General features: G+C 62.4%; 23 protein-coding genes. 8 read left to right on the top strand and 15 right to left on the bottom strand.

Annotated features, from left to right (window positions below; translation table 11 throughout):
• Nucleotides 1-16 precede the first annotated feature (16 nt).
• Nucleotides 17-547: a GNAT family N-acetyltransferase gene (locus M729_RS0111050; RefSeq protein ID WP_032808244.1), complete on the top strand. Its 531-nt coding sequence runs from the start codon at nt 17-19 to the stop codon at nt 545-547.
• Nucleotides 548-559: 12 nt separating this feature from the next.
• On the opposite strand, the gene M729_RS0111045 is transcribed toward M729_RS0111050, so the two are convergent.
• Nucleotides 560-1,558 carry a nicotinate-nucleotide--dimethylbenzimidazole phosphoribosyltransferase gene (locus M729_RS0111045; protein WP_027161582.1) on the bottom strand — a complete coding sequence of 333 codons (999 nt, stop codon included), beginning with the start codon at nt 1,556-1,558 and terminating at the stop codon, nt 560-562.
• Nucleotides 1,559-1,755: 197 nt separating this feature from the next.
• Here M729_RS0111045 and M729_RS0111040 point away from each other — a divergent pair, with 197 nt between their 5' ends.
• Nucleotides 1,756-1,989, top strand: coding sequence for a DUF1289 domain-containing protein (locus M729_RS0111040; protein WP_024503316.1), 234 nt, complete (start codon nt 1,756-1,758; stop codon nt 1,987-1,989).
• Nucleotides 1,990-1,996: 7 nt separating this feature from the next.
• Complete coding sequence (locus M729_RS0111035) at nt 1,997-2,701, top strand: TIGR02281 family clan AA aspartic protease (protein ID WP_027161581.1); 705 nt, start codon at nt 1,997-1,999, stop codon at nt 2,699-2,701.
• Nucleotides 2,702-2,711: 10 nt separating this feature from the next.
• Here M729_RS0111035 and dusA read toward each other — a convergent pair whose 3' ends face one another.
• Both dusA and M729_RS0111025 read right to left on the bottom strand, forming a co-directional pair.
• Nucleotides 2,712-3,710, bottom strand: coding sequence for a tRNA dihydrouridine(20/20a) synthase DusA (gene dusA / locus M729_RS0111030; protein WP_027161580.1), 999 nt, complete (start codon nt 3,708-3,710; stop codon nt 2,712-2,714).
• A gap of 243 nt (nt 3,711-3,953) precedes the next feature.
• Nucleotides 3,954-5,936 carry a BTAD domain-containing putative transcriptional regulator gene (locus tag M729_RS0111025; RefSeq protein ID WP_027161579.1) on the bottom strand — a complete coding sequence of 661 codons (1,983 nt, stop codon included), beginning with the start codon at nt 5,934-5,936 and terminating at the stop codon, nt 3,954-3,956.
• A 151-nt stretch (nt 5,937-6,087) separates the two neighbouring features.
• Between M729_RS0111025 and M729_RS0111020 the strand changes: the two genes are divergently transcribed.
• From M729_RS0111020 to M729_RS0111010, 3 genes are all read left to right on the top strand, one after another.
• The gene (locus M729_RS0111020; protein ID WP_013531720.1) at nt 6,088-7,086 is read left to right on the top strand and encodes a DMT family transporter; all 999 of its coding nucleotides are present in this window, start codon (nt 6,088-6,090) and stop codon (nt 7,084-7,086) included.
• A gap of 48 nt (nt 7,087-7,134) precedes the next feature.
• Nucleotides 7,135-7,836 (top strand): hypothetical protein, encoded by a 702-nt coding sequence (locus M729_RS0111015; protein WP_086081341.1) that lies wholly within the window; start codon nt 7,135-7,137, stop codon nt 7,834-7,836.
• 150 nt (nt 7,837-7,986) lie between these two features.
• Complete coding sequence (locus tag M729_RS0111010; RefSeq protein ID WP_050596214.1) at nt 7,987-8,685, top strand: DUF1194 domain-containing protein; 699 nt, start codon at nt 7,987-7,989, stop codon at nt 8,683-8,685.
• 109 nt (nt 8,686-8,794) lie between these two features.
• Here the strand turns inward: M729_RS0111010 and M729_RS0111005 are convergent, their stop codons facing one another.
• From M729_RS0111005 to M729_RS0110970, 8 genes are all read right to left on the bottom strand, one after another.
• Nucleotides 8,795-9,097 carry a DUF982 domain-containing protein gene (locus M729_RS0111005; RefSeq protein WP_027161576.1) on the bottom strand — a complete coding sequence of 101 codons (303 nt, stop codon included), beginning with the start codon at nt 9,095-9,097 and terminating at the stop codon, nt 8,795-8,797.
• A gap of 140 nt (nt 9,098-9,237) precedes the next feature.
• Complete coding sequence (locus M729_RS0111000; RefSeq protein WP_027161575.1) at nt 9,238-10,224, bottom strand: dipeptide ABC transporter ATP-binding protein; 987 nt, start codon at nt 10,222-10,224, stop codon at nt 9,238-9,240.
• 8 nt (nt 10,225-10,232) lie between these two features.
• The gene (locus M729_RS01000000134835) at nt 10,233-11,192 is read right to left on the bottom strand and encodes an ABC transporter ATP-binding protein (RefSeq protein ID WP_024503324.1); all 960 of its coding nucleotides are present in this window, start codon (nt 11,190-11,192) and stop codon (nt 10,233-10,235) included.
• Nucleotides 11,189-12,160 (bottom strand): ABC transporter permease, encoded by a 972-nt coding sequence (locus tag M729_RS0110990; RefSeq protein ID WP_013531725.1) that lies wholly within the window; start codon nt 12,158-12,160, stop codon nt 11,189-11,191. The genes M729_RS01000000134835 and M729_RS0110990 overlap by 4 nt, the downstream gene beginning before the upstream one ends.
• Entirely contained in the window at nt 12,160-13,176 is a 1,017-nt protein-coding gene (locus M729_RS0110985) for an ABC transporter permease (RefSeq protein ID WP_027161574.1), read from the bottom strand. The genes M729_RS0110990 and M729_RS0110985 overlap by 1 nt, the downstream gene beginning before the upstream one ends.
• A gap of 39 nt (nt 13,177-13,215) precedes the next feature.
• Nucleotides 13,216-14,877, bottom strand: coding sequence for an ABC transporter substrate-binding protein (locus tag M729_RS0110980; protein ID WP_024503325.1), 1,662 nt, complete (start codon nt 14,875-14,877; stop codon nt 13,216-13,218).
• Nucleotides 14,878-14,895: 18 nt separating this feature from the next.
• Nucleotides 14,896-15,801 carry a proline iminopeptidase-family hydrolase gene (locus tag M729_RS0110975; protein ID WP_027161573.1) on the bottom strand — a complete coding sequence of 302 codons (906 nt, stop codon included), beginning with the start codon at nt 15,799-15,801 and terminating at the stop codon, nt 14,896-14,898.
• A gap of 52 nt (nt 15,802-15,853) precedes the next feature.
• Nucleotides 15,854-17,368 carry a leucyl aminopeptidase gene (locus tag M729_RS0110970; RefSeq protein WP_027161572.1) on the bottom strand — a complete coding sequence of 505 codons (1,515 nt, stop codon included), beginning with the start codon at nt 17,366-17,368 and terminating at the stop codon, nt 15,854-15,856.
• A 247-nt stretch (nt 17,369-17,615) separates the two neighbouring features.
• On the opposite strand from M729_RS0110970, the gene M729_RS0110965 reads away from it, so the two are divergent.
• Together M729_RS0110965 and M729_RS0110960 are read left to right on the top strand one after the other, a co-directional pair.
• Nucleotides 17,616-18,518, top strand: a complete 903-nt coding sequence (locus M729_RS0110965) for a LysR substrate-binding domain-containing protein (RefSeq protein ID WP_024503328.1) — start codon at nt 17,616-17,618, stop codon at nt 18,516-18,518.
• A 240-nt stretch (nt 18,519-18,758) separates the two neighbouring features.
• Nucleotides 18,759-20,216: an NCS1 family nucleobase:cation symporter-1 gene (locus tag M729_RS0110960; protein WP_027161571.1), complete on the top strand. Its 1,458-nt coding sequence runs from the start codon at nt 18,759-18,761 to the stop codon at nt 20,214-20,216.
• A 38-nt stretch (nt 20,217-20,254) separates the two neighbouring features.
• Here the strand turns inward: M729_RS0110960 and M729_RS0110955 are convergent, their stop codons facing one another.
• The 4 genes from M729_RS0110955 to secG all read right to left on the bottom strand — a co-directional run bounded on the left by M729_RS0110955 (nt 20,255) and on the right by secG (nt 24,384).
• Nucleotides 20,255-20,791, bottom strand: a complete 537-nt coding sequence (locus M729_RS0110955) for a DUF1697 domain-containing protein (protein WP_027161570.1) — start codon at nt 20,789-20,791, stop codon at nt 20,255-20,257.
• A 10-nt stretch (nt 20,792-20,801) separates the two neighbouring features.
• Complete coding sequence (locus M729_RS0110950; protein ID WP_013531733.1) at nt 20,802-22,439, bottom strand: CTP synthase; 1,638 nt, start codon at nt 22,437-22,439, stop codon at nt 20,802-20,804.
• A gap of 137 nt (nt 22,440-22,576) precedes the next feature.
• Nucleotides 22,577-23,704 (bottom strand): L,D-transpeptidase, encoded by a 1,128-nt coding sequence (locus M729_RS0110945; RefSeq protein ID WP_013531734.1) that lies wholly within the window; start codon nt 23,702-23,704, stop codon nt 22,577-22,579.
• 209 nt (nt 23,705-23,913) lie between these two features.
• Nucleotides 23,914-24,384 carry a preprotein translocase subunit SecG gene (gene secG, locus M729_RS0110940; RefSeq protein WP_013531735.1) on the bottom strand — a complete coding sequence of 157 codons (471 nt, stop codon included), beginning with the start codon at nt 24,382-24,384 and terminating at the stop codon, nt 23,914-23,916.
• Nucleotides 24,385-24,432: the final 48 nt, after the last annotated feature.

The raw sequence follows: 24,432 nt of genomic DNA, 5'->3' as shown, positions 1-24,432 counted from the left end.
AGGACGGCACCCCACGATGGCAGAAGGTGACTGGCATGTCGGTGGCATAGAGATCAACTCGGACCGCCTTCGCTTGAGGCTGTTTACAGCCGACGACGCTGAAGACCTCTTTTTCGCCATCACTCCCGCCATCACCCATTTCATGCAGTGGGAACCACCTCGATCACTGGCGACCTTTGCCGAAGTATGGCGATCCTGGCTGTCGCCAATCCAGGACGGATCGGATTTGCACTTTGTTGTGCGTGCCTTGGCGGACGATCGCTGTCTGGGACTTGTCGGCCTTCATGGCGCGAAGACCGTATGTCCCGAACTCGGGATCTGGATCAGGGAAGACGCTCAAGGAAACGGCATTGGCCAAGAGGCAGTTGCTGCTGTCGCGGAGTGGGCCTCCGAGGCACTAGAACCGGACTGCTTCGAATATCCGGTAGCCGAAAGGAACGTGGCCAGCAGAAGAATAGCGGAACGCCTTGGAGGCGTAATAGTCGGCAGCCGCTCCAATGCAAAATACAACGCCGTCATCTATCGCATTCCCAATCTCCGGCGCTAGCATGTCAAGTCTCTAAGCCCGTACCGCCGCAGCCATGCCCGAACTGGTCAGGGCGGCGGCCTTGACCAGACCCGCGGCAAGGGCGGCCCCTGCCCCTTCGCCATGGCTGATGCCCAGATCAAGCAACGGGCGCAGGCCGAGCCGTTGGGCGGCGCGTGCATGCGCGGGTTCCGGCGACAGGCTGGCCAGCAGGCAATGGTCGAGCGCGGTGGGGTTGACGCCATGCAGTACCGCTGCTGCTGCCGTTGCCGCCAATCCGTCGAGCAGCACCGGGATATTCTGCATCCGCGCGGCCAGGATGGCACCGGCGATCGCCGCGAATTCCCGGCCGCCGACCCGGCGCAGCGCCTCGAGCGGGTCGCCGAGATGGCCGCCATGAAAAGCCAGCGCCGCATCGACCACGTCCGCCTTGCGTGCCTGCATCGCCGTATCGGCGCCTGACCCCGGGCCGGCCCAATCGGCGCCCCTGCCCCCGAACAGCGCCGCAAACAGGGTGGCGGCGACGGTGGAGTTGCCGACGCCGAGATCGCCGAGACACAAAAGGTCGGTGCCGCCGGCGATCGCTTCCATGCCGAAGGCCATGGTGGCGGCACAGCCACGCTCGTCCAGCGCGGCCTCTTCGGTGATGTCGGCGGTCGGGATGTGCAGGGCAAGATCGAAAACCTTAAGTCCGAGATCGTAGGCAATGCAGATCTGGTTGATCGCGGCACCTCCGGCGGCGCAAAGTTCGACCGCGTTGGCGGTCGCCGCCACCGGCCGTGGCGAAATGCCGTGGCGCGTGACGCCGTGATTGCCGGCAAAGACCGCCATCAGCGGTCTTGTCACCGCGGGCGGAGCCCGCCCGCTCCAGGCGGCCAGCCAGGCGGTGATGTCCTCGATGCGGCCAAGCGAATTGCCCGGTTTGTCGGCCTTGGCAAACAGCGTGCGCACGCGGGTCTCGGCTGCCGTGTCGGCCGCCGGCAGATTGGCCAACAAGTTGCGAAAATCGTCGAAAGGCAGTGCGCTGGTCATCTTGTTATCGATCATTCCCTGGAGTTGGTAAGCGGCATAGCCGCCTTGCGGGGTTGGCACAACCTCTGGGATGATGGGCCTGCATTTGCCGCAAAGCCGGCCCCGCAGGGCGCAATCGCGAGGGCTTGCATTGGCTTTGCCGTTGCACCATGTGGAGGTGGAACAAGGGATTGCGGATGGAAGCCCAAGAGAAAGTCATGACGGCCATCGAATCCCCGTGCATCCTGGTCTGCTCGATCGACATGAAAACCGGCTTCTGTTTCGGGTGCGGCCGCACGCGCGAGGAAATCGGCGCCTGGATCGGGATGACGCCGGAAACGCGCCGCAGCGTCATGGCTGAATTGCCGGCCCGGCTGGAAACGGTCGAGCGCCGGCCGCGCCGGGAAACGCGCCGCACCCGCATGGCGCGCGAACGCGACGCGCTGTCGTGAGGTGCGGATGAGCCGGTTGTTCTGGATATTGATGGCCGCGATCGGGGTGGGAGCAGTCCTGCTCATGCTCAATGATTCCGCCGGCAGCACCCTCGGCGTGGAGAACAACGATTTGAGCCGGCTGATCTGGCTCGGCGCCTTTGGCGCCCTTATCGGCGCCGGCCTGCTTCGCTCGGGTAGGCCCCTGGGCGCCATGGCCCGCAACCTTGGCGCCTGGGCGGCCATCGCGCTCGCGCTGATCGCCGGTTACCAGTATCGCTATGAGCTGCAGGATGTCGCCAGCCGGGTGACCGCGGGCCTTGTTCCCGGCAGCCCGCTTGCGCTTGGCGTCGAAGACGGCCACGCCACGGTGACGCTCGACAAGGCGGACAACGGCCATTTCGAAGCGCGCATCCTGGTCAACGGCAACCCGGTCCGGGCCGTGGTGGATACCGGCGCGACCAGCACCGTGCTGACGTCCGAAGACGCACAAGCCGCCGGATTCAATCCAGCGGCGCTCAATTACACCATACCGGTTTCGACCGCCAACGGCATGGCACGCGCCGCGGCCGTGAAAACCGATCAGATTGCGATCGGCGGCATCACGCGCAGGGATATGTCGGTGATGATCGCCGCACCCGGCATGCTCAGCCAGAGCCTGCTCGGCATGAACTTCATCGGTTCATTGTCGGGTTTTGACGTGCGCGGCGACCGCATGATCCTCAGGGACTGATCCCGGAATCTCAAGCCGCTTCGGCTGCCGCTCCGCCGAGCTCGACGGCCGCGAAAGCCGCCTTCAGCACGTCCGGGCCGGCGCCGGGTTTTGTCGCGTCGGTGGACAGGATCTGCCGGTAGCGGCGCGCGCCGGACAAGCCATGGAACAGTCCGACCATGTGGCGGGTGACATGTCCAAGCCGCCCACCCTGCTCGATATGACGTGCCGCATAGTCCGCCATCGTATCGATCAGCGCGGCGAAATCGAACGGCTCGGACTGGACGCCGTAGAAAGCGGCATCGACGCCAGCCAGAATGCCGGGCGTGTGGTAAGCGGCGCGGCCAAGCATGGCGCCATCGACATGGTCGAGATGCGCCAACGCCTCTTCGATCGTCTGAATGCCGCCATTGATGCCAATGAATTCGTTAGGTTTTCTAGCCTTCAGCCGATAAACTCTGTTGTAGTCGAGCGGCGGGATGTCACGGTTTTCCTTGGGGCTCAGCCCTTCCAGCCACGCCTTGCGCGCATGCACCCACAATGCGTCGGCGCCGGCGTCGAAAACTCCATCCGCCAACGCATCGAGGGCCGGCTCCGGATCCTGCTCGTCGACGCCGATGCGGCATTTGACGGTCACGGGAATTGTCACCGCCGCCTTCATTGCCGCGACACAGCCGGCAACGAGGTCCGGCACCTTCATCAGGCAGGCGCCGAACGTGCCCGACTGGACGCGGTCTGACGGACAGCCGACATTGAGGTTGATCTCGTCATAGCCAAAGGCCTCGCCGATGCGCGCCGCCTCGGCGAGTTTTTCGCGATCCGAGCCGCCGAGCTGCAGCGCGACCGGATGTTCTGACGCATCGAAGCCGAGCAGACGCTCGCGTGCGCCATGGATGACGGCGTCGGCCACCACCATCTCGGTGTAAAGCAGCGCATGGCTCGACAGCTGGCGGTGGAAGAACCGGCAATGCCGGTCCGTCCAGTCCATCATGGGCGCTATGGCTATCCTAAACCTTTGATAATCTTTCATGCTTCATAACTTCGACAGGTTGGATCGCGTCGTACGGACTCTATCACGCGCCATGATAGGCCCAAGCCGCAAATTCGGCGGATGACTGGCCGGCGCGACGGCGTGCGGCGCCGAATACCTCAATCGCAGGGTGGCGTATAGGTCGACCTGGCCGGAAATGCCAACGCGTCGTCTGCTTTCGATGCCTGGGCGGAGGACGGAACCCTCCAGCTTCGTATGACGGTGTCTGCGCCAACGATGTGGCTAGGAACTGGGAAGGCCAGCCCTCGACAGCATCTCAAGGAACCGGGAATGATGATGATCCTTTACATAGCGCGGCACAAAGCCAGGGCAGACATTGCTCAGATTGAGATGCGGAAGTTGTGACAGGCAATGGTGGATGGCCCGGGACGCTTCTTCGTTGTTTCCGGTGGCCGATGCGGTCGCGGCCCAATAAAGGGCGCCGCGAACGAAGCCAGGCTTTGTCCTGACCACTTTGCGGGCGGCTTCGAGCGCCCGCTGGTTGTCTCCGCCAGCGAAGAGCGCCACAACCAGGCCGTGGTGGCGCCAGAAGTCGATGACATCGTGCGTTCCGAGCCGGATTGCTTCGTTGGCCTCACGCACCGCTTCGTCGACCTGTCCGCGCAACGCAAAGAGCATCGAAATATCGCCGTGGCCAGTTGGGTAGCTTGGGTTGAGGCTGATCGCGTGGCGGCATTCGGCGATCGCCTCGTCGATGCGACCGCAACTTTCGAGAGCGAACGACAGAATACATCGGGCAATTTCATCGTCCGGTACCGCCCGTACTGCGGCTTCCGCAAGCTCGACCGCACGCTCGATCACCCCACGCTCCCGAGGCAGCGCACCAAACGCCACGCCCATGGATATCACGATCGAGAGCGTCCGCTTTGCACGGGCATTGTCGGGACCTATCGAGAAGGCCCTCTCGGCAAGCTCTATCCCGACCAAAAGTGAGTCCCGAGTCATCTCAAAATATTTCATGAGGGCTTCGTTCACCAGCCTGCGCACTTCAGGGATCCCTGGCGGGCTTTTGTCTCGAACCTTCCAGTTGGTCAGTTGAAGTTCGAGGATCACGGCAAGAACAACAGATTGTGCGATCCTGTCCTGGAATTCGAGCGCGTTCTCGGAGTGGCCGTCGAACTTCTGGGCCCAGACGTGGTGGCCGCCGGCGGCATCGACGAGCTGGACATTCACCCTCAACCCATTGCCGGATCTCTGGACGCTGCCGCTGAGCATATATCGCGCCCGGAGTATCCCTGGTGTCTTGGCTTCTTCGCCTGGGCCGCTCTTCTCGGACGGAAGCGCGGCGAGCACGACATAGTCGGCCACTCCGGAGAGGGCTGTCGTGATGTCCTGGACAAGTCCCTTGGCGAAAAAGTCGTCGCCTTGCTTTCCGGTCAGATTAACGAAGTCGGCAACGCTGATGGACGGACGCCCAAGGCGCTGGCTGGACGGAACACCATTTGTCGACTGCACATTTGAAGCGTCGTCGGCGGCAAGCAACAGAGATTGCCAAAGCGCCCGCGTTTCAGGGCCGGCTTCGACGCCGAACTCCTTCTTCAGCATGCTTCTGCAAGCTTCGTATGTCCTGATTGCCCTGTCGCGTTGGCCACATGCGAGCAGCAATTCCATCTTGAGCCGATAGGATTCCTCCCGTGTCGGTTCCATGGTCAGAATACGATCGGCCAGGATCAGCCCGGCATCGGGGTCGACGAGACGGGCCAGTTTTTCGAAGGACTCAAGCGCGCGGCCGAGCAGCCTGTCGCGTTCCGATGTGATCCAGTCATCGAACGCATTGCTTCCCAGATAAAGCCCGTCGAGGAAGGGCCCGGTGTAGTTCGCCAAGGCCTTCGCCAGCTCCTGGGCGGAACGGGCCGAGAGACCCGTTTCGAACTTCTCCACGTCGACTTGAACCAGCTCTGGCCTCAGGGCGATCAACTCACCGCTGGAATGGATGAGATCCACCCCCTCTCGCGCCAGATCCTGGCGCAGGACACTGAGGGCCTGCCGAAGGCTGTTGCGCGAATGTTCAGCGTCGCTGTCGCCCCATAGGAGGTCAGCCAGCCTCTCCCGCGTCGCCGCCATGCCCGGACACCGGGCCAGATAGCCGATGATTGCCGGCCCTCGTTTCCCGGTCAGCCGAAGCGGGCCGGCCGTTTCATTTTCAATCCGGAAACCGCCGAAGAGTGAGATTCTATTTGCAGCGCCGCTGTCCTCACTTTGCATTTGCTATCCCAGCCTGACGAAATCCTAACTCAAAACTAACGCTTCGCAACAGTCGGCCTTCGCGCTCAAGCGCTGCCGTAACGGCAGGCTGTTTAGGCTTTGCTAAATTAAGGCGACCAAGTCAACGAAAGGCTTGGTTCGAGGGGGGCGCGTGTCCAGGACAAGAGCCAATTTGCTGCTGCTGTTTGCAGCCGCTTTGTGGGGCTTCGGCAATGTCTCGCAAAAGATGGTGCTTGTGCATCTCGACGCGCTGAGTGCTGTGGGTCTGCGATGCCTGATCGGCGGGCTGCTTGTGCTGCCCTTTGTCTTCATGGAGAAGCGGCTTCCGCTCGGGCCGGACTATTTTTCCAGCTTGGCCAAGGTGGGCGCGCTGTTTGCCATCTCCATCACGCTCCAGCAGCTTTGCTATCTCGGGGCCTCCGTCACCAATGCGAGCTTCCTGGTAAGCACGGCAACGGTAATGACACCGCTGGCCGCCTGGTTTCTCGTAGGCGAACGTCCGACAGCGAGTCTTACAATCGCCGCCGGATTGACCCTTGTTGGAGCCCTGCTGTTGTCGGATGGGATAGCCGGGTTCAGCAGTGGCGATCTTACCGCTGTGCTCTCGGCTGCCTGCTATGCGCTCTGGGCAGTCGAGCTGGGCCGGCACATGCAGGTGCATGCGCGGCCGTTCACCGCTGCCGCGACACAGTTCTTCGGCGCCGCAGCCTTCGCCCTGCCGCTCGGTGCAATGCAAGGCAATCTGTCGCTGGCCGCCGCATTCGCAGCCGGCCCGGAACTGGCGATCCTCGGCGTGTTCTCCACTGCGATTGCCTTCGGCATACAGACGGTTGCCCTCCGCTTTACGCCGGCCAGCCACGCCGCCGTGATCGTCAGCGCAGAAAGCGTTTTCGGGGCGCTGGGCGCGGCAATCTTTCTCGGCGAGCGGAGCTCGTCCGCGAGCGTCTTGGGTGCCGGCATCATCCTGGGTGCCATCCTGTCCGTTGCAATGTCGAACCGAGCGCCGCAGGCACGCACGTCCTTGCGAACCGCTTCGGTTCAACCCTTCGACGCGGCCCCTGCCTTTGCAGCTGCCGCCGCAAATTGGGCGGGCGATCGTCATCCCAACAATTCAGGTCCAGTGGAGGAATGTGATGGCCCTTGCCGGTGATGCGAAACGTATTCCAGACCCGGCCGGACTTGTCGCGGGGGCGCAGTGATGGATGCGCGGACAATCCTTCTTCCGGTCGCACATTTGGTATCGGCGCTTCGCGCCCGCATGAAGGGACCGGGTGGCTACTACAACAGCGGCAATGCGCTCGGCCTCATTGTCGGTCTGGCGATCCAGATTGCCACCGCGCCGGTCGGCTTGCATGAGGGAAGCAGCGTCACCATGGCGGTGATCGAATATTTCGCTGGCAGCCATGGCACTGTTGCGCTGACCTTGACCACCCTGGTCTTCTTCTGGGGCGGCGAGGCCTATCACCGGGCCTGGGCAAGGCCGGATGCTCCCGATCCCGCCCTCAACCGTCTAGGCGACTTCCTGTCGGGCCTGGGTGCGATCGGGCTCGGCATTGCCCTGTTGCTGCTCGGCGATCCATTGCTTGCGGCGACCTCCGGCCTGCTGCATGCGCTGGGCAAATTCGGCAGCACCTTCCACAGGCCCGGCACGCCAATTTCGATCTGGCCGGCCGCTTGGCCCGATCCGTTCCGCAGTGCGGTGCTCGCCAGCCGGTTGCCGGCAATGCTGGCGACGACAGTGGCCCTCGCCCGCGCTTTGCCTGAGGTCTGGTGGAGCGGCTCCTTCGCGGCCCTCGCCATGCCACTGACCTTGCTCGGCTGTTATCTCTTGTGGACCAAGGCCGATCTGCTGCTCTTCGGCGTGGGCACCAAGGCCACCCGCCAAATTTTCACATGTTGAACCCGCTTTTTGAAACGACCGGATGTCGAGATGGAGAATGACATGTTTGGCAGTGTGTATCATCAGGACGCCGGCCCCCCACCCTTTCGCGAACGGGTGCGGATGACAGGCTGGGGCAGTCTCCTGACGCCGGCCGGTTCAATCTCGAGAATGACAGGAATACTTGCAGCTTCGCTGTTTTGGGGGGTCTCTGCCCATGCCGCGAACGTTGACGTCGCCATCGTGTTCGCGGTCGACTTTTCGTCATCCATCGATCCGAAGATCGCCGATATGCAACGCGAGGGACATGCCGCGGCACTCACCTCGCCAGAGATCATCGCCGCCATCAGCCGGAATTATATTGGTTGCATCGGCGTTGCCTATTTTGAGTGGTCGAGCCCCGGACACGCGCGCGTCGTGCTGCCGTGGACAAGCATCTGCGGACTGGAAGATGCCGAAGCGGCGGCTGCGGTGATCAGCAGGAAAGGCGATACCGGCTTCATCCGCAGAGGGCGTGGCGGAACATCCGTCTCCTCGGCTATCGACATCGGCAGTCTCCTGCTCGACCAGTTCCCGGGAAAGGCCGCAAAGAAAGTCATCGATATCTCCTCCAATGGCGAGAACAACGACGGGCTTCCCGTCCAGCCGAGCAGGTCGAACGCCATAGCCAAGGGATATACGATCAATGCCATCGCCATCCCGACGGAGGATGAGAATCCCGACCAACCTCTGGCATCCTATTTTGCCAAATCGGTCATTGGCGGTTCCCAGGCCTTCGTCATGACGCCGAAGGGGCCAGACGACTACACCATGGCGCTTCGCCGCAAGCTCGTGACTGAAGTAAGCATGAACGACGACCGTCCGCTGTGAAAGTGCGCCATGTAGGACGAACTTTCGAGGCCCCATCCCGGAGCGCATTGCACAACGAGATCCCGCGCCGCTGCAGCGCGAGACCTTGTAGGACCGTCAGGACAACAGCCTATCGCCGCAATGCGTGCACGCTTGCCTTGCCTTCGCTGCCTACCGGCAAAGCCATGTCATCGTCGAGAAGGCGCGTGATGCGGGCAAAGCCGGTGAACGCTTTCCTTGCTTCCTCGGCCGACATCTGGCCCGACAAAGCGGCCGAGCAACAGTTCAGCGCGCACTGATAAACCGGACCGCGCCGTCCCGTTGGCCATTTCCGCAAGAACATCATGGCTTCGGCAACACTATCGATTTCTTCCGCAGGGTGTCCTTGCCCGCGCGAAATCCGCACGGGCGAAAAGAAATGCAATTGATCCATCGTTTCCTCCCGGTCGACCGCAATGCGCTCGATCGAACCCCACTAAACGCACCAACAGCCGGTTGGTTCCAGCCAAAAAATGGAATTTTTTGAGAAATCTGTCAGGCGAAGGCGATCACCTGTGCGGTGGTGAGTGTCGCCTACATCGTCGGAAAGTGGCAGGCGACTTTGCGACCGGGTCGGTATTCCCGCAACTGCGGCCGCTCCGAACGGCAGCGCTCCGCCGCGATCGGGCATCGGGGATGGAAACGGCAGCCGGTTGGAGGGTTCAGAGGGCTCGGTACGTCGCCGGTGAGGATGATGCGCTTGCGCGTCCCGCTGGGCGTCGTCTCCACGACAGGAACCGCCGAGATCAGCGCCTGGCTATAGGGATGGGCCGGTGCTGCAAACACTTCTTCCGCCGGCCCTTCTTCGACGATCGAGCCGAGATACATGACCGCTATGCGGGTTGAAACCTGACGTACCACCGACAGGTCGTGGGCGATGAAGATGTAAGTGAGATTGAGCTTCTCCTGCAGATCGGCAAGCAGGTTGACGATTTGCGCCTGCACCGACACGTCGAGCGCGGAGACGGGTTCGTCGAGGACCACGAGGTCCGGGTTCAATGCAATAGCCCGCGCGATGCCGACGCGCTGGCGTTGCCCGCCGGAAAATTCGTGCGGAAACCGCATGACGTGATCCGGCAGCAGGCCGACAAGGTCGAACAGTTCCGCCACGCGTCTGGTGATCTCGCTCGACGAGAGCCTGCCATGGATGCGCAGCGGCTCGGCCACCAGGTCGCCGACGCGCCGGCGCGGATTGAGCGATGCCGACGGATCCTGGAAAACCATTTGCAAGCGGCGCCGGAGCGGCCTGAGTTCGGACAGCGACTTCGAGGTGATATCGTTGCCTTCGAACAGAAGCTCGCCGTCCGATATGTCGTAGAGCCTCACCAGGCAGCGCGCCAGCGTGGACTTGCCGCATCCGGATTCGCCGACCAGGCCGACCGTCTCGCCGCGCCACACGGTCAGGGAAACATTGTCGACCGCATGAACGGTTCGCTTGCCTTCGGCGGAAAAACGGCTGCCGATGGAAAAGCGCTTGCCCAGCGAACGCGTCTCGATAATGGGGCGGTTCTTGTCGGTCATCGATCCGCTCATGCCTGTGCCACCCTGAAGCACGCCGCGGCATGAGTGCCGCTCCCGAGGTCGGGTTTGCCGGCCTCGCAGGGCTCATAGTGAACCGGGCACCGCGGACCGAACGCACAGCCCTGCGGCAATCGCAGCAATGACGGCGGCGAACCGGGAATGGCCGGCAGGCGGCGTGGTTTTTCGCCGGTCAGCGGCGGGATCGAACCGAGCAGCGCGCGCGTATAGGGGTGTCGCGGATCGGAAAACAGCTCCGCGCGACTGCCGCGCTCCACCACGCGGCCGGCATACATGACCATGACCCGGTCGGCGAGTTCGGAGACCACGCCCATGTCATGCGTGATGAAGACCACCGCCGACTTGTGCGTCGCGCGCAGCTTGCGCACCAGATCGAGAATGCCGGCCTGTACGGTGACGTCGAGCGCCGTGGTCGGTTCGTCAGCCACCAGCAACGCCGGATTGCAGGACAAAGCCATTGCGATCACCGCCCGTTGACGCATGCCGCCGGACAGTTGGTGCGGGTAGCGCGACATCGCCTCGTGCGGGTTCGGAAAATTCACCTCGGCCAGCAATTCCTCCACGCGCTCCATCGCCTTGGACTTGCTGATGTTGCGATGCGCGCGGATCTGTTCGGCGATCTGCCAGCCGATCGTGTAGACAGGTGTCAACGCGGTCATCGGATCCTGGAAGATCATCGCGATCTCGTTGCCGCGCAGCCGCCTCAGTTCGCGCGCGGGCAGTCCCACCAGTTCGCGGCCCTTGTAACGGATCGAGCCTTCGATGGTGGCGTTGGGATCGGTGATCAAACCCATGACGGCCAGCAGCGACACGGTCTTGCCGGAACCGGACTCACCGACGACGCCGAGGATCTCGCTCTCCTCGAGGTCGAAGGAAACGCCATCGATGGCCCGCACCAGGCCATCATTTGTGCGGAAGGATACTTTGAGGTCGCGCACCGACAGTATCATGATGTCCTCAGGCGCGGATCGAGAAGGATGTAGACGAAATCGACCACCGCATTGGCAACAACCACGAACATCGAAGCGTACATCACCGTTGCCATGATCATCGGCAGATCGAGATTCTGCAGCGCGTCATAAGTGAGCTTGCCGATCCCGTGCAGCCCGAACACCACCTCCGTCAGCAGGGCCGAGCCTCCGACCAGCGCACCGAAATCCAGGCCGAACAAGGTGACGAAGGCGATGAGCGACGTGCGCAAGGCATGGCGCAGCAGGATGCGGGTCTCCGACAGGCCCTTGGCCCGGGCCGTACGGATATAGTCCTCCTGCAGGGATTCGATGATCGCCGCGCGCAGCACGCGCCCATAAATGCCGATGTAGAGAATGGACAGCGTGATCCACGGAATGACCAGGGTCAGGAACCAGCCCTTTGGATCGTCGGAGAAGTTCTTGTAGCCGAGCGGCGGCACCCAGGAGAACGCCCAGCTGTCGTGGTAGCGGCTCTGGGTGATCAGGTTCATCACCTCGCCCAGCCAGTACACCGGCATCGAAATACCGAGCAGCCCTAGCGCCATCAGCAGCTTATCCAGCCAGCTGCCGCGCGTGGCGGCGGCGGCGATGCCGATGATGATGGAGACGACCACCCACAGGATCGCCGCTCCGAACACCAGCGAGAGCGTGACCGGGATCGAATCCATGACCGCCGGCACCACCTTCCAGCCACGATTGACGAAGGAGGTCAGATCGCCGGTGACGAAGATCTTCTCCATCATCGTCACATATTGCACGTAGAGCGGCCGGTCGAAGCCGAAGCTGTGGCGTACCGCCTCCAGCACTTCGGGCGATGCATTGCGGCCGGCGATGCGCGCCGCCGGATCGGAGCCCGGCGTGGCGAAGAAAATCAGGAAGACGATGACCGAGATGCCGAACATCACGAACAGCATCTGGCCGAACCGGCGCAGGATTGCGTAGATCATCAGTCGCGCCCCAGCCGAACCTTGGAGCGCGGGTCGAGCGCGTCGCGCAGACCGTCGCCGAAGACATTGAGCGCCATGACGGAAACCGCGATCGCCAGGCCCGGCACCAGCGCCACCAGTGGCCTGGTGTAGAGCAGCGCCTGTCCGTCCTGGATAATGGTGCCCCAGCTCGCGGCCGGCGGCTGCACGCCGATCGAAATGAAGGAAAGGGCTGATTCCGTGAGCATGTTCAGCGCCATCATCAGCGGCACGAAGACGATCAGCGTCGTGGTGACGTTGGGCAGGATGTCGCGCCACAGGATGCGCCATCCCGGCACGCCCAGATTGATCGCGGCGAGCACGAATTCGCTTTTGCGCAGTGCCAGAACCTGCCCGCGTATCGGACGAGCCACATAGGGCACGTAGACGATACCGATGATGATGACAGGCAGCCACAGACTGCCGGACTCGATCTGGATCGGTCCTATCGTGATGCCATGCGCGATGGTGACGATGGAGAGCGAAATCGCCAGCAGATAAATGGGGAACGCCCACAGTATGTCGAGGAAGCGCGACAGCACCGTGTCGGTGACGCCGCCGAAATAGCCGGCGATCAATCCCGCCGCCGTGCCCAGGATCAGGGTGAAGATGGTGGCTGCTCCGGAGATCAGCAGCGAGCTCAGCCCGCCATAGAGCATCCTGGCCATGACATCGCGCCCCTGGCTGTCGGCGCCGAGGAAGTAATTGCCCAGCCGCCAGGTCGGGCCGAGCGGTGTGTAGCCAAGCCCGAGCCCCTCCGTCGACTGTTCCATCACTGGAACGTCGACGCCGTCGATCTGGATGACGGCGTCGAGCGTCGAGGCGAAGGGGTCCACGCCTGCCCATTTCGCATAAAGAGGCGCACTGAGGCAGGCAAGGACGATGAGGAGGAACACGGCCAGCGACGCCATGGCAGCCCTGTCCCTTGCCAGCTTCGCAAACGCGACGGCCCAGGGCCCTCGCGTTTTGCGCGGCGCGGCGACAGCTACGTTCGACACGGACGTGCCCCTCCGCGGTTCGTTACTGCACCCAGGCCATTACTGTACCCAGGATTGGGTGATCATCCAGTTGAACTGCCGGTTGAACTTGAAATTGCCAAGACGTTTGCTGACGAAATCGAGCCGCTTCGGCGTGAAGAGGCCGACGGCAGGTGCCTTGTCGGTGACCTGCCTGTCGATTTCAGCCCACATTTTATCGGCGGCTTTCTGATCGGTGACGCCGAGGTCCAATGCCTTTTGCATCTTGGCGTCGATTTCCTTGTCGCAGAAGCCGGCGATGTTGATCGAGGCGTCCGAACCTTCGCGGAAGGAGGCGCAGCTGAACAGGATGTTCAGGAAGTCCGAAGCCGCCGGATAGTCCTTGTACCACTGGGTGACGGACATCTGCACCTTGTTGTTGGTGTTCTGGATATAGGTGAACTGGATGTTCGACGAGATCGGCTTGACGTCGGCGACATAGCCGATGCTGGTCAGCACGCTCTGGAGATAGACGCCGATGGAGCGCGAAATGGCGGTGTCCTCGACGATGATGGTCACCTTCTGGCCCTTGGTGCCGGAGTCCTCAACGAGCTGCTTTGCCTTGTCGAGGTCGGGGGCCGACCATTTGGCGCCCGGATTCTTGGTGAAGGGGCAATAGTCTTCATGGCCGGGGAAGTCCGGAGGCAGAACCTGGCAGACCGGCGAAGCCAGCACCTTGCCGCCGAACAGCTTGACCAGCGTGTTGCGATCGATCGCATAGGCAACGGCCTGGCGGGCTTTTTCATTGTCGAAGGGTGCGAGACGGTTGTTCAGCGGCGCGTACCACCAAGCCGAAAGCGGCGAGATGTGCAGCTGGTCCATGGACTTGCTGCCCAGTTCGCCCAGGCGGTCGCTCGGCAGAGCGTCGAACATCCAGTCCGCTTCGCCGTTCTGGATCGCGGTGACGGCTGCCTCTTCGGACAGGCCGAAATCATATTGGACGACATCCGGATAGCCGTCCGGCTGGGCTTCTTCGCTCCACTGCTTGAAATTGGGGTTGCGGGAAACCGTCATGCCCTTGTTCGGGTCGAAGGCGGAGATCATGTACGCGCCGGTGCTGGGAATGGGCTTGGAACCCATGTCTTCAGCGGGCGTGTCCGCCGGCAGGACCACGGCATGCGGCAAGGCAAGCTTGTAGAGCAGCTCGGCATCCGGCTTGGTGATGTTGATGGTGATGGTGCCGGCCGCTTCGTCGCCGACAACGCCGCCTTCCAGCGTGCAGCTCTTGGTGTCGGCCAGGCATTTGTCGGCCCCGACGATGCCGGCATAGAACGTGCCGGAGGTGGGTCCGGAAACCTTGAAGATGCGCTGGAAAGAAGCGACGACGTCCTTTACGCCAAGATCCTGGCCGCTGGAGAACTTGATGCCCTTGCGCAGCTTGAAGGTGAAGGTCTTGCCGTCATTGCTGACCTGCGGCAGGGCCTCGGCCAGATCGGGGACGATGGTGAAGCCGTCCATGCCCTCGGCCTTACGGAAGGCCACCAGGCCGTCATAGATCGGCTGGTACATCTGCCAGCCCTGGTCCGTGTAATTGATGTGCGGATCGAGCGTTCCGGCCGCGGAGCGGGCCAGCAGGCGGATGGTGCCGCCTCGGTGCTCCTTGAGATATTCGGCCTGTGCCGGGGCCAGCCATGTACCGGCCAGCAATGCCGCGGCTGTTGCCGCCAGAAGCAGTTTCTTCATGTCTTGATTCCCCTTTTTTCAGTTATCGTTGTGGTCCAGGAAGTCTCCCACCACCCGCATGCACGCATCTTGCTCTTCGACATGCGGCATGTGGCTGGAATGCTCGAATATCTCCCAGCGAGACCCCTTGATGCCGTCCTTGTAGGGCTGCACGGTCGCGGGCGTGGCCTCGTCGTGACGTCCGGAGATGATCAGTGTGGGAACATCGATGGCCGGCAGGCGCTCGACGATGCTCCAGTTCCTCAGCGTTCCGATGACATGGAACTCGTTTGGCCCATTCATCAGATTATAGACGGTCGGATTGCGCACGACCTGGGCGAAACTTTCCGTGACTTCGGGCGGGAAAGGCACGACCCGGCAGACATGCCGCTCGTAGAACACCATCGTCGCAGCCTGGTAAGCCGCATCGTCCGTCGTGCCGGCCTGTTCGTGTCGGGTCAGGGTCTCCTGCACATCCGCGGGCAGATCCGCACGCAACCGGTTGGCCTCTTCGACCCACAGTTTCATGGACGCCGGTGAGTTGGCTATGGTCAGCGATTTCAGGCCTTGCGGCCGCGTCACGGCATATTCGGCGCCCAGCATACCGCCCCAGCTCTGGCCGAGCACGTGGAAGCCTGTCCGAATGCCGAGGTGGTCGACGAGGTTTTCAAGCTCGTCGATGAACAGCCCAGGTGTCCAGAAATCGGCGCCTTTCTCAGGCAGCAAGGTGGAATTGCCGCAGCCCAACTGGTCGTAGTGGATGACGGCGCGATCCCTTCGCGCAAGAAGCTTGTAGGCATCGACATAGTTGTGAGCGACGCCCGGGCCGCCATGCAGGATCACCACAGGCGCCTTTTCGCCGCCGAGTTCGCCACTGACCCGATACCAGGTCTCGTAGGCGCCAAAAGCGGCCCGTCCTTCCATGCCGATGATCTCAGATGACATCCCAATTTCCAGTGCGATTGAAGGTACTTTTATCGTCCGCGGCGGCAGGCGCCTAACTCATGTTACGGGTGACCTGCACCCACTCTTCCAGCATCTGCACGCCAAATGCCGTGGCACCTTGCCTGCCGAGCGGCCGATCGGTGTCGGTCAGTTCCTTGCTGGCGATGTCGAGATGCACCCAGGGGCGATCTTCCGTGAAATGGCGCAGGAAGGCTGCGGCATAGGGAGCATCGCCATCTTCCATATCCTTGGCATGATGCCGCAGGTCCGCGAACGGCGATTGCAGGCCCTCGTCGTAGGCCCGATCGAGCGGCAGCCGCCAGAACCGCTCGCCGACCGTTTCTCCGGCCGCGATCATCTGTGACGCGATGGCATCGTCGGTGCTGAACAGGCCGGCGAATATCGACCCCAACCCGCGCGTCACCGAATAGGTCAGCGTTGCCAGATCGACGATCACTAAAGGGTTGAAGCGCGTGGCTGCATAGTGGAGGCAGTCGGCCAGAAGCAGGCGTCCCTCCGCATCCGTGTCGAACACTTCCACTGTCTGTCCGGACGCCGTCGTGATGATGTCGCGCGGTTTGAGCGCCGTGCCGGATGGCATGTTCTCCGCGATGCCGAGAACACCGACAATGTGTACCGGGCTGCCTTGCCGGGCGAGCGCGATCAGCAGGCCGACCACAGCGGCCGCTCCGCCCATGTCGGCTTTCATGTCGAACATCTGCGCTCCGCCCTTGATGCAGAGGCCGCCCGAATCGAAGCAGACGCCCTTGCCGACGAAAGCGAGTGGTTGGGCGGGAGCACCCTTGCCCCGGTAGCGCAGGACAGCGACCCGCGGCGGGCGCGCCGAGCCCGATCCGACAGCAAGAAGCGCGTTCATGCCGAGCTCCTTCAGTTGCGCGGCATCAAGCATTTCGATGTCGATGCCGGCTTCACGCAGGGGCTCAAGATGATCGTGGAAATTGTCGGGATGGAGGTGGTTCGGCGGCAGGTTGACCAGGGTGCGTGCATATTCGACGCCGTCGGCGATGGCATTGATCCGCGCCAGCGCCGCTGTCAGATCCGGGCCGCGAGCCCCTACCAGTTTCACCCGCAAGGTTCTATCCGCTCCCGCCCCTTGCCGCCGGTTGCGCATATCGAAACGATAGCGGCGTAGCCGCATGCCAAGCGCGACACGCGCCAGGATTTCGGCGCCGGGCAGGTCAACGCCGGCGATCGGGTCCAGGACCAGGGTGGGCGCGCATTCCCCCTTGCCCTCGAGATGCGCGGCAAGCAGACCGCCGGCGCGCGCCAGTGACAGGGTGGTTACGGCTTCAGCTTTGCCCAGAGCTAGAATGACCACGCGCTTGGTCGATACGGACTGCGGGGCAATAAGATCGATGCAGCTGCCGGATTCGATCAAGGCGGCCGGGTCGGAGCATGCACGAGAGAGAATCCCGCCCATCTCGGCATCAAAGGCGGCTGCCCGCGGGCCGAAGCCTGTTAGTGCAGTTTGCAAGATCACGACGACGGAGGCTTCCGAGGAAATCTCGTCCGCGGTCTCGAACACCGGCGCTGGCGATTGAGGCATAGGCTGGCGCTCTCTCCAATTGCGGCAATACCAGCCGGGTAGCGAGCAACGCTTCGCTCACCCCGGTGGAGACTGGTCAAGCCGGTCTCCGCCGTTCGTGGTATAATGCCGGTCCCCAAATAGTCGCTTTCTTGAGACGACTTAATTGCTCTTGTCTTCTGGGTATCTCCTAACAGGGCAGGCGATCAAACGCGAATTCTGCCCATGTCGATTGACAAAAACTCAACTGACAATTCATGATCGGCCAATGGCCCTTCCCTCACTCAATGGCATGCGCGCTTTCGAGGCCGCCGCTCGCCTCGGCAGCGTCAAGGACGCGGCGGAAGAACTGCATCTGACACCCTCGGCTGTCAGCCGGCACATCCGCGCGCTTGAACGAAATCTTGGCCAGGACCTGTTCGAACGCGGTTTTCGCCAGATAACGCCAACCATAAGGGGCTCCTACTATGCGCGCAGCCTCTCGGAGGCGTTCGAAGCGATCTGGCGCGCCACCGACGACGTCAGCCTCTCCGAGGGGTCGCGCCACGGCAAGATCCAACGTGTTCGGGTCTTGTGCGTGCCCACCGTTCTGAACCTTTGGCTGGCGGACCGGTTGCCGAACTTTCGCCGGTTGCATCCGTCGGTGGATCTGGAGATCTCCACTTCAGGCAAGCGCGCCAACTTCGATTTGGCCATTGTCGACGAGTTCGTCTACAAGGCCGGCCCGGCTCTGACGCTGCTGATCCCGCTGCTTTTGACGCCGGTCTGTGCGCCTTCGCTTCTGGAGGGGCCTGTGCCGCTGCGATCGCCGGCCGATCTGGTCAATCATCATCTGATCCATGAATGCGAAACCATGAGATGGAAGCGTTGGCTGGAGCAGGAAGGCGTTCTGGAAACGACGCCAAAATCCAGCACAACACTGGATGATTGCACCTTGATCATGCGCGAAGCGATCAATGGCGCCGGAATAGCGCTTGCGGACACGATGATGGCGCAAGATTTTCTGCAGCAAGGCAAGCTGGTCGCGCCGTTCCGTGCCCGCCACACCTATCCGGCCGGCATTTACCTGCATCAGCGTCGCAGCATCGGCAACAAGCCAGGCACCGGTCTGTTTCAGGATTGGCTGCTCGCCGAAGTCGCGGATCACAAGCAGGTGATGGCAATCGCTTAGATGCCCCCCAACCGAAGATGTCGGGAGCCACCGCTTCAGATTGGAATCCCCGCGTCGAACCTCGACTCATCCGTGGTTCAGCGATGACCCACCATCGCCGTGCATCGATAATCGCAGTTCTCATTGAATATCTTTAAGGCCAAAGCCGGCAAATAGGTTGCTTGTCGGTTCCCCTGCGGCAGGCTTAACCTGCACGCGGCCAACGCGTGAGGGCGCGTGCTGCAAAAGGGGAACATTGCCATGACGATACAGGGTGCTTCACCTGATCTGTACAACGAGGATTTGGCTCCGGCCAAAGTTCGAAACTGGGGACCATTCTCGATCTTCAACGTCTGGACGTCGGACGTCCACAGCCTTTGGGGCTACTATCTTGCCGCCAGTCTGTTCCTGTTCTGCGGCGGCTTCGTCAATTTCATCATCGCCATAGGCATCGGCTCGCTGATCATCTACGCGCTGATGAACATGGTCGGCTATGCCGGCGTGAAGACGGGCGTGCCCTACCCCGTGCTTGCCCGCGCCTCTTTCGGCATCTGGGGCGCCAACATACCGGCGCTGGTGCGCGCCATCGTTGCCTGCTTCTGGTACGGCGCGCAGACTGCCGCCGCCTCGGGCGCGATCGTGGCGCTGCTGATCCGCACGCAATGGTTCGCCGATTTCAACGCCAGCACGCACTTCCTCGGTCATACCGGCCTGGAGGTGATCTGCTTCGTGGTCATCTGGGGGCTGCAATTGCTGATCATCCAGAACGGCATGGAAACGGTCCGCCGATTCCAGGACTGGGCCGGCCCCGCTGTCTGGGTGATGATGCTGATCCTGGCGATCTATCTCTGCGTCAAATCAGGACGATTTGCCTTCACCAGCGACATCCCCATGGACGTGCTGCTGGACAAGACCAAGGATGCTGGCGTGCCGGGTACTCCTGGCTCCTGGACCTCACTGTTCGCGGTGGCGGCGATCTGGGTCACCTACTTTTCCGCGCTTTATCTCAATTTCTGCGATTTCGCCCGTTACGCGCCGGACAAGGCATCGCTGCGCAAGGGCAACATCTGGGGCCTGCCGATCAACCTGATCCTGTTTTCGCTGGTGGCCGGCGTCACCACCATTGCCGCCTTTGACGTCTATGGCGAGGTGCTGCTGCATCCCGACCAGATCTCGGCGAAATTCGACAGCTGGTTCCTGGCGGCGCTTGCTGCCCTGACCTTTGCAGTTGCGACGCTTGGCATCAACGTGGTGGCGAACTTCGTCTCGCCGGCCTTCGACTTCTCCAATGTCTTTCCCAGGCAGATCGACTTCAAGAAGGGCGGCTATATCGCGGCCGTGATCGCCCTGCTGCTCTATCCCTTCGCGCCATGGGAAGGCAGTGCGGCTTCCTTCGTCAACATCATCGGCGCGACGATGGGGCCGATCTTCGGGGTGATGATGGTCGACTACTACCTGATCCGGAAGGGTGAGGTCGACGTCGAGGCGCTTTATCGCGAAGATGGCGAATTCCGCTTCCAGGGCGGCTGGCACGTCAACGCCTTCATCGCCGCCGGCATCGGCGCCATCTTCTCGTCGATCCTGCCCAACTTCACCAACTGGCTGCCGTCCTGGTGGGGTGTCTATGGCTGGTTCTTCGGCGTGGCGATCGCCGGCATCATCTACTACGTGCTGCGCACCGCCGCCTTGGGCGCCGGCGCCAGGACCGCGAAGGCCTGACAAGGTGAATTTTGGGGCGGCGAGAGCCGCCCCAAAACCTACCCGAGCATCTCGGCCAATCTGCGCACCGTGTTCCAGTTGCGCGACGTGCCCGTGCCCATGCGCTTGTGATTCATCGCCGCAAGCAGCCGCGAGCTTGGCCTCTCGCGCGAAAAGACGACCCAGATGTCGCCGCCGACCGAAGTCACTTTTTCATCCTCGCCGGCATAGGCCTGGAGCCCCGTCACGGCCTCCACGGGCGCAGGCTTGCGCATCACCCGTACGGCCACCTGATCGCCTGCTTTGGCCGAATCGGCCGGGAACGGATTGCCGGCGGCAAGCTTCAGCCAGTCCTCGGCACCACGCACGATGATGTCGACATGGCGGCCGAAGGTTTTTTCGAAGGCTGCCTCCAGCCGCTGTTCAAGGTCGGCAATATCAGTTGCCGTCGCCTCGAAGACCAGATTTCCGGTCGCCACCAGGGTGCGCGGGTTCTTCAGCCCGAGATCTTCCGCCATGGCCTTGAGATCGGCCATGACGACCCGGCGGCCCTCGCCCAGGATGATGCTGTAAAGCAGCGCGACATAGGTCTGCATGGCCGACCGGCTACACCAGCCGGCTCTGCTCCACCGCCGCCTCGATGAAACTGGCGAACAGCGGATGCGGGTCGAGCGGCCGGCTTTTCAGTTCCGGGTGATACTGCACGCCGATGAACCAGGGATGGTCGGGATACTCGACTGTTTCCGGCAGCACGCCGTCGGGCGACATGCCGGCAAACACCAGGCCGCAATCCTCAAGCCGCTCCTTGTAGTCGACATTGACCTCGTAGCGGTGGCGATGGCGCTCGGAAATCTGCGTGTCCCCATAGATTTCGGCGATCTTGGAACCCTTGGCGAGCTCGGCCTGATAGGCGCCGAGCCGCATCGTGCCGCCGAGGTCGCCGGTTTCGCGGCGCTTCTCCAGCATGTTGCCTTTCAGCCATTCGGTCATCAGGCCGACGACCGGCTCCTCGGTCGGACCAAACTCGGTCGAAGACGCATGCTCGACGCCGGCCAGCGACCGCGCCGCCTCGATGCAGGCCATCTGCATGCCGAAGCAGATGCCGAAATACGGCACTTTTCGCTCACGCGCGAACTTCGCCGCCAGGATCTTGCCTTCCGAGCCGCGCTCCCCGAAGCCGCCGGGAACCAGGATGCCATGCACCTTTTCCAGCCACGGCGTCGGATCCTCCTTTTCGAAGATCTCCGATTCGATCCAGTCGAGCTTGACCTTGACGTGATTGGCCAGGCCGCCATGCGACAGCGCCTCGATCAGCGATTTGTAGGCGTCCTTGAGGCCGGTATATTTGCCGACAACGGCGATGGTCACCTCGCCTTCCGGATTGTGGATGCGGTTGGACACCGCCTGCCACGGCTCCATACGCGGCTTCGGCGCCGGATCGATGCCGAAGGCGGCCAGGACTTCCGAATCGAGCCCTTCCTTGTGATAGGCCATCGGCACGTCGTAGATATGCGGCACGTCGAGCGCCTGGATCACGGCACTTTCGCGCACATTGCAGAACAGCGACAGTTTTCTGCGCTCTTCCTTGGGGATAGCGCGGTCGGCGCGGACCAGCAGGATGTCGGGCGCGATGCCGATGCCGCGCAGTTCCTTGACCGAATGCTGAGTCGGCTTGGTCTTCAGCTCACCGGCCGTCGGGATATAGGGCATCAGCGTCAGATGCACGTAGACGGCATTGTTGCGCGGCAAGTCGTTGCCGAGCTGGCGTATAGCCTCCAGGAACGGCATCGCCTCGATGTCGCCGACCGTGCCGCCGATCTCGCACAGCACGAAATCATAGTCGTCATTGCCGTTGAGGACGAAATTCTTGATCTCGTCGGTGACGTGGGGGATGACCTGCACGGTGGCGCCGAGATAGTCGCCGCGCCGCTCGCGCTCGATGATGTTCTTGTAGATGCGGCCGGTGGTGATGTTGTCCTGCTGGTTGGCGGAGCGGCCTGTGAAGCGCTCGTAATGGCCAAGATCAAGATCGGTTTCCGCACCATCGTCGGTGACGAAAACCTCGCCATGCTGGTACGGCGACATCGTCCCCGGATCGACATTGAGATAGGGATCGAGTTTTTTGATGCGTGCGCGATAGCCTCGCGCCTGCAGGAGAGCCCCAAGGGCCGCTGCGGCAATGCCTTTTCCAAGTGAGGAAACCACGCCGCCTGTGATGAATACATATCGCGCCATGGGAGTCATCGCTTAACGCGGCCGGATTGATTCCGCCAGAGAAAAAACCACCGCGAAGGTTTTTTCCCAAGAAGGCGCTCGGATCGTGAATAGGGCAAAACAAAAGGGCCGGCTGAGCCGGCCCTTTCGGCAGGATGACGAAAACGTCAGATGATGACGACCTTGGTGCCAACCCTGACGCGGCTGTAGAGGTCCATGACGTGCTCGTTGATCATGCGGAAGCAGCCATTAGAGGCGCTGGTTCCGATCGACTGCGGCGCGATGGTGCCGTGGATGCGCAGATGCGTGTCCTTCTTGCCGTCATAGAGATAGATGGCGCGGGCGCCGAGCGGATTCTGGCCACCGCCAGGCATGCCGTCCTTATACTGGCCGTAATGCTTCGGCTCGCGCTTCTGCATGTCCAGCGTCGGGATCCAGCGCGGCCATTCCTGCTTGTCACCGACCGCGACCGTGCCCTTGAACTGCAGGCCCTCGCGACCGACCGCAATGGCGTAGCGCCGCGCGGTGGAAGATGATTCGACGAGGTAAAGGCGCCGCGCGCTGGTGTCGATGACGATGGTGCCGGCATCGTAACCAGTGAATTCCACGTCCTGCGGCACGAATTCCGGCTTCACCTTGAACTGCTTCTTGGCCTCCCTCTTGGCGAGAGCCTGATCGAGAGCCCGCGTCTCGGGAAGATAGCTTATCGAGGAGCCGGACGACGTCCCGCCGAAAAGGCCGGCGAACAGGCCGCCGCCGCTCGGCTTCTTCTGGCCGATGACTTCGCTGCGCAGTTCGCCATTGTTGCCGGTCAGGGCGACGTTCATGGCCTCCGCCGGAAGCGGCTCGGCCGACTGGATCGGCGCTATCGGTTCGATAGGCTCGATGATCTTGGCAGCCTGCTTCTTGGCCGGCTTGGCATCGGCCACCTCGGTTGCCGGCGCGCTCTTGCCCTTCTTGGCAAGGAACGCCTGCCGTTCCGCGTCGGCCTTGGCCTTTGCCGCCTCGCGCATTGCCAGCTTCCTGGCTTCGAGCGCCTTGGCTTTGGCGGCTTCCTTGTCGGCAACGATCTTGGCCTCGATCTTCTTGATCTGGGCGAGGTCGTCGGGCGTCGGGTTTTTCTTCTTCTTGAGAAGCTTCAATTGCGACGCATCACTCTTGACGGCGACGTTGATGGCAGAAGTTGTTTCAGCCGAAGGCTGTGCGGCCATATTGGCCGGAACGCCTGCGAAAGCGGGGGAACTCACGCCGAGTGCGGCGCAAAGTCCCAGGAAAATGAAGCTGCGAAGCTGCATGGCGAAGATCCGATCGTTCTATGCTTGTTGCCACGGCGTCGCCCAGCGCCCCCCAAGGGCGCCGGAAATGCCGCGTGCAATCTATAGTCGAATAAGCGCGGCCGCCTCAAGCGTGGGGCCATGCCTCACCCCGTCGAATCTTCGTGATCTCGCTGCATTTGCCGCGACTGTGTTCAAACGACCACAGATCGCGGTTCAGGCACCGAGGACTACTGGTTTGGAACCTGCGGGGTCGCCGGTGCGGCGGGAGCCGTGCCGTTGGTCGCCGGCGGCGTCGAGCCGGCGGCAGGCGCAGTGGCAGGGGCAGTCGCAGGAGCCGAAGCATCGTTGCCGGAAGGTGGCGTCGGCGTGGTGGTGCCCGCGGGCGCCGGAGTTGTGGTTCCAGGCAACTGGTTGAGCACGCCTTTGCCGGCGCCGTCCGAGGTCGCCGGCACGCGGTCCAGGATATCGATCGGCTTTTCGCCGTAGCGGGCGACGATCGACAGGGTCAAGGAGGTGGCGAAGAAGGCAGCCGCCAGGATCGCCGTCGCACGCGTCAGCGCATTGGCCGCACCACGCGCGGTCATGAAGCCGGACCCGCCACCGATGCCGAGGCCACCGCCTTCGGAACGCTGCAGCAGCACCACGCCGACAAGGGCGAGCACGACCATGAGATGGATGACGATCAGTACGGTTTCCATAGTTTATCCTGGCAAGGCCTTGCCCGGCCGCGGACACGACCGGTGAAT

The organism is Mesorhizobium sp. WSM1293, from assembly GCF_000513875.1.
Taxonomy (GTDB): domain Bacteria; phylum Pseudomonadota; class Alphaproteobacteria; order Rhizobiales; family Rhizobiaceae; genus Mesorhizobium; species Mesorhizobium ciceri.
The sequence above is the reverse complement of the archived record's forward strand: the minus strand, read 5'-3'. Positions and strand labels throughout refer to the sequence as shown.

Bases quoted from the DNA above. Each gene is read 5' to 3' on its own strand.
- M729_RS0111050 (WP_032808244.1), top strand. From the start codon at position 17: ATGGCAGAAGGTGACTGGCATGTCGGTGGCATAGAGATCAACTCGGAC.
- M729_RS0111045 (WP_027161582.1), bottom strand. From the start codon at position 1,558: ATGACCAGCGCACTGCCTTTCGACGATTTTCGCAACTTGTTGGCCAAT.
- M729_RS0111040 (WP_024503316.1), top strand. From the start codon at position 1,756: ATGACGGCCATCGAATCCCCGTGCATCCTGGTCTGCTCGATCGACATG.
- M729_RS0111035 (WP_027161581.1), top strand. From the start codon at position 1,997: ATGAGCCGGTTGTTCTGGATATTGATGGCCGCGATCGGGGTGGGAGCA.
- dusA (WP_027161580.1), bottom strand. From the start codon at position 3,710: ATGAAAGATTATCAAAGGTTTAGGATAGCCATAGCGCCCATGATGGAC.
- M729_RS0111025 (WP_027161579.1), bottom strand. From the start codon at position 5,936: ATGCAAAGTGAGGACAGCGGCGCTGCAAATAGAATCTCACTCTTCGGC.
- M729_RS0111015 (WP_086081341.1), top strand. From the start codon at position 7,135: ATGGATGCGCGGACAATCCTTCTTCCGGTCGCACATTTGGTATCGGCG.
- M729_RS0111010 (WP_050596214.1), top strand. From the start codon at position 7,987: ATGACAGGAATACTTGCAGCTTCGCTGTTTTGGGGGGTCTCTGCCCAT.
- M729_RS0111005 (WP_027161576.1), bottom strand. From the start codon at position 9,097: ATGGATCAATTGCATTTCTTTTCGCCCGTGCGGATTTCGCGCGGGCAA.
- M729_RS0111000 (WP_027161575.1), bottom strand. From the start codon at position 10,224: ATGACCGACAAGAACCGCCCCATTATCGAGACGCGTTCGCTGGGCAAG.
- M729_RS01000000134835 (WP_024503324.1), bottom strand. From the start codon at position 11,192: ATGATACTGTCGGTGCGCGACCTCAAAGTATCCTTCCGCACAAATGAT.
- M729_RS0110990 (WP_013531725.1), bottom strand. From the start codon at position 12,160: ATGATCTACGCAATCCTGCGCCGGTTCGGCCAGATGCTGTTCGTGATG.
- M729_RS0110980 (WP_024503325.1), bottom strand. From the start codon at position 14,877: ATGAAGAAACTGCTTCTGGCGGCAACAGCCGCGGCATTGCTGGCCGGT.
- M729_RS0110975 (WP_027161573.1), bottom strand. From the start codon at position 15,801: ATGTCATCTGAGATCATCGGCATGGAAGGACGGGCCGCTTTTGGCGCC.
- M729_RS0110970 (WP_027161572.1), bottom strand. From the start codon at position 17,368: ATGCCTCAATCGCCAGCGCCGGTGTTCGAGACCGCGGACGAGATTTCC.
- M729_RS0110965 (WP_024503328.1), top strand. From the start codon at position 17,616: ATGGCCCTTCCCTCACTCAATGGCATGCGCGCTTTCGAGGCCGCCGCT.
- M729_RS0110960 (WP_027161571.1), top strand. From the start codon at position 18,759: ATGACGATACAGGGTGCTTCACCTGATCTGTACAACGAGGATTTGGCT.
- M729_RS0110955 (WP_027161570.1), bottom strand. From the start codon at position 20,791: ATGCAGACCTATGTCGCGCTGCTTTACAGCATCATCCTGGGCGAGGGC.
- M729_RS0110950 (WP_013531733.1), bottom strand. From the start codon at position 22,439: ATGACTCCCATGGCGCGATATGTATTCATCACAGGCGGCGTGGTTTCC.
- M729_RS0110945 (WP_013531734.1), bottom strand. From the start codon at position 23,704: ATGCAGCTTCGCAGCTTCATTTTCCTGGGACTTTGCGCCGCACTCGGC.
- secG (WP_013531735.1), bottom strand. From the start codon at position 24,384: ATGGAAACCGTACTGATCGTCATCCATCTCATGGTCGTGCTCGCCCTT.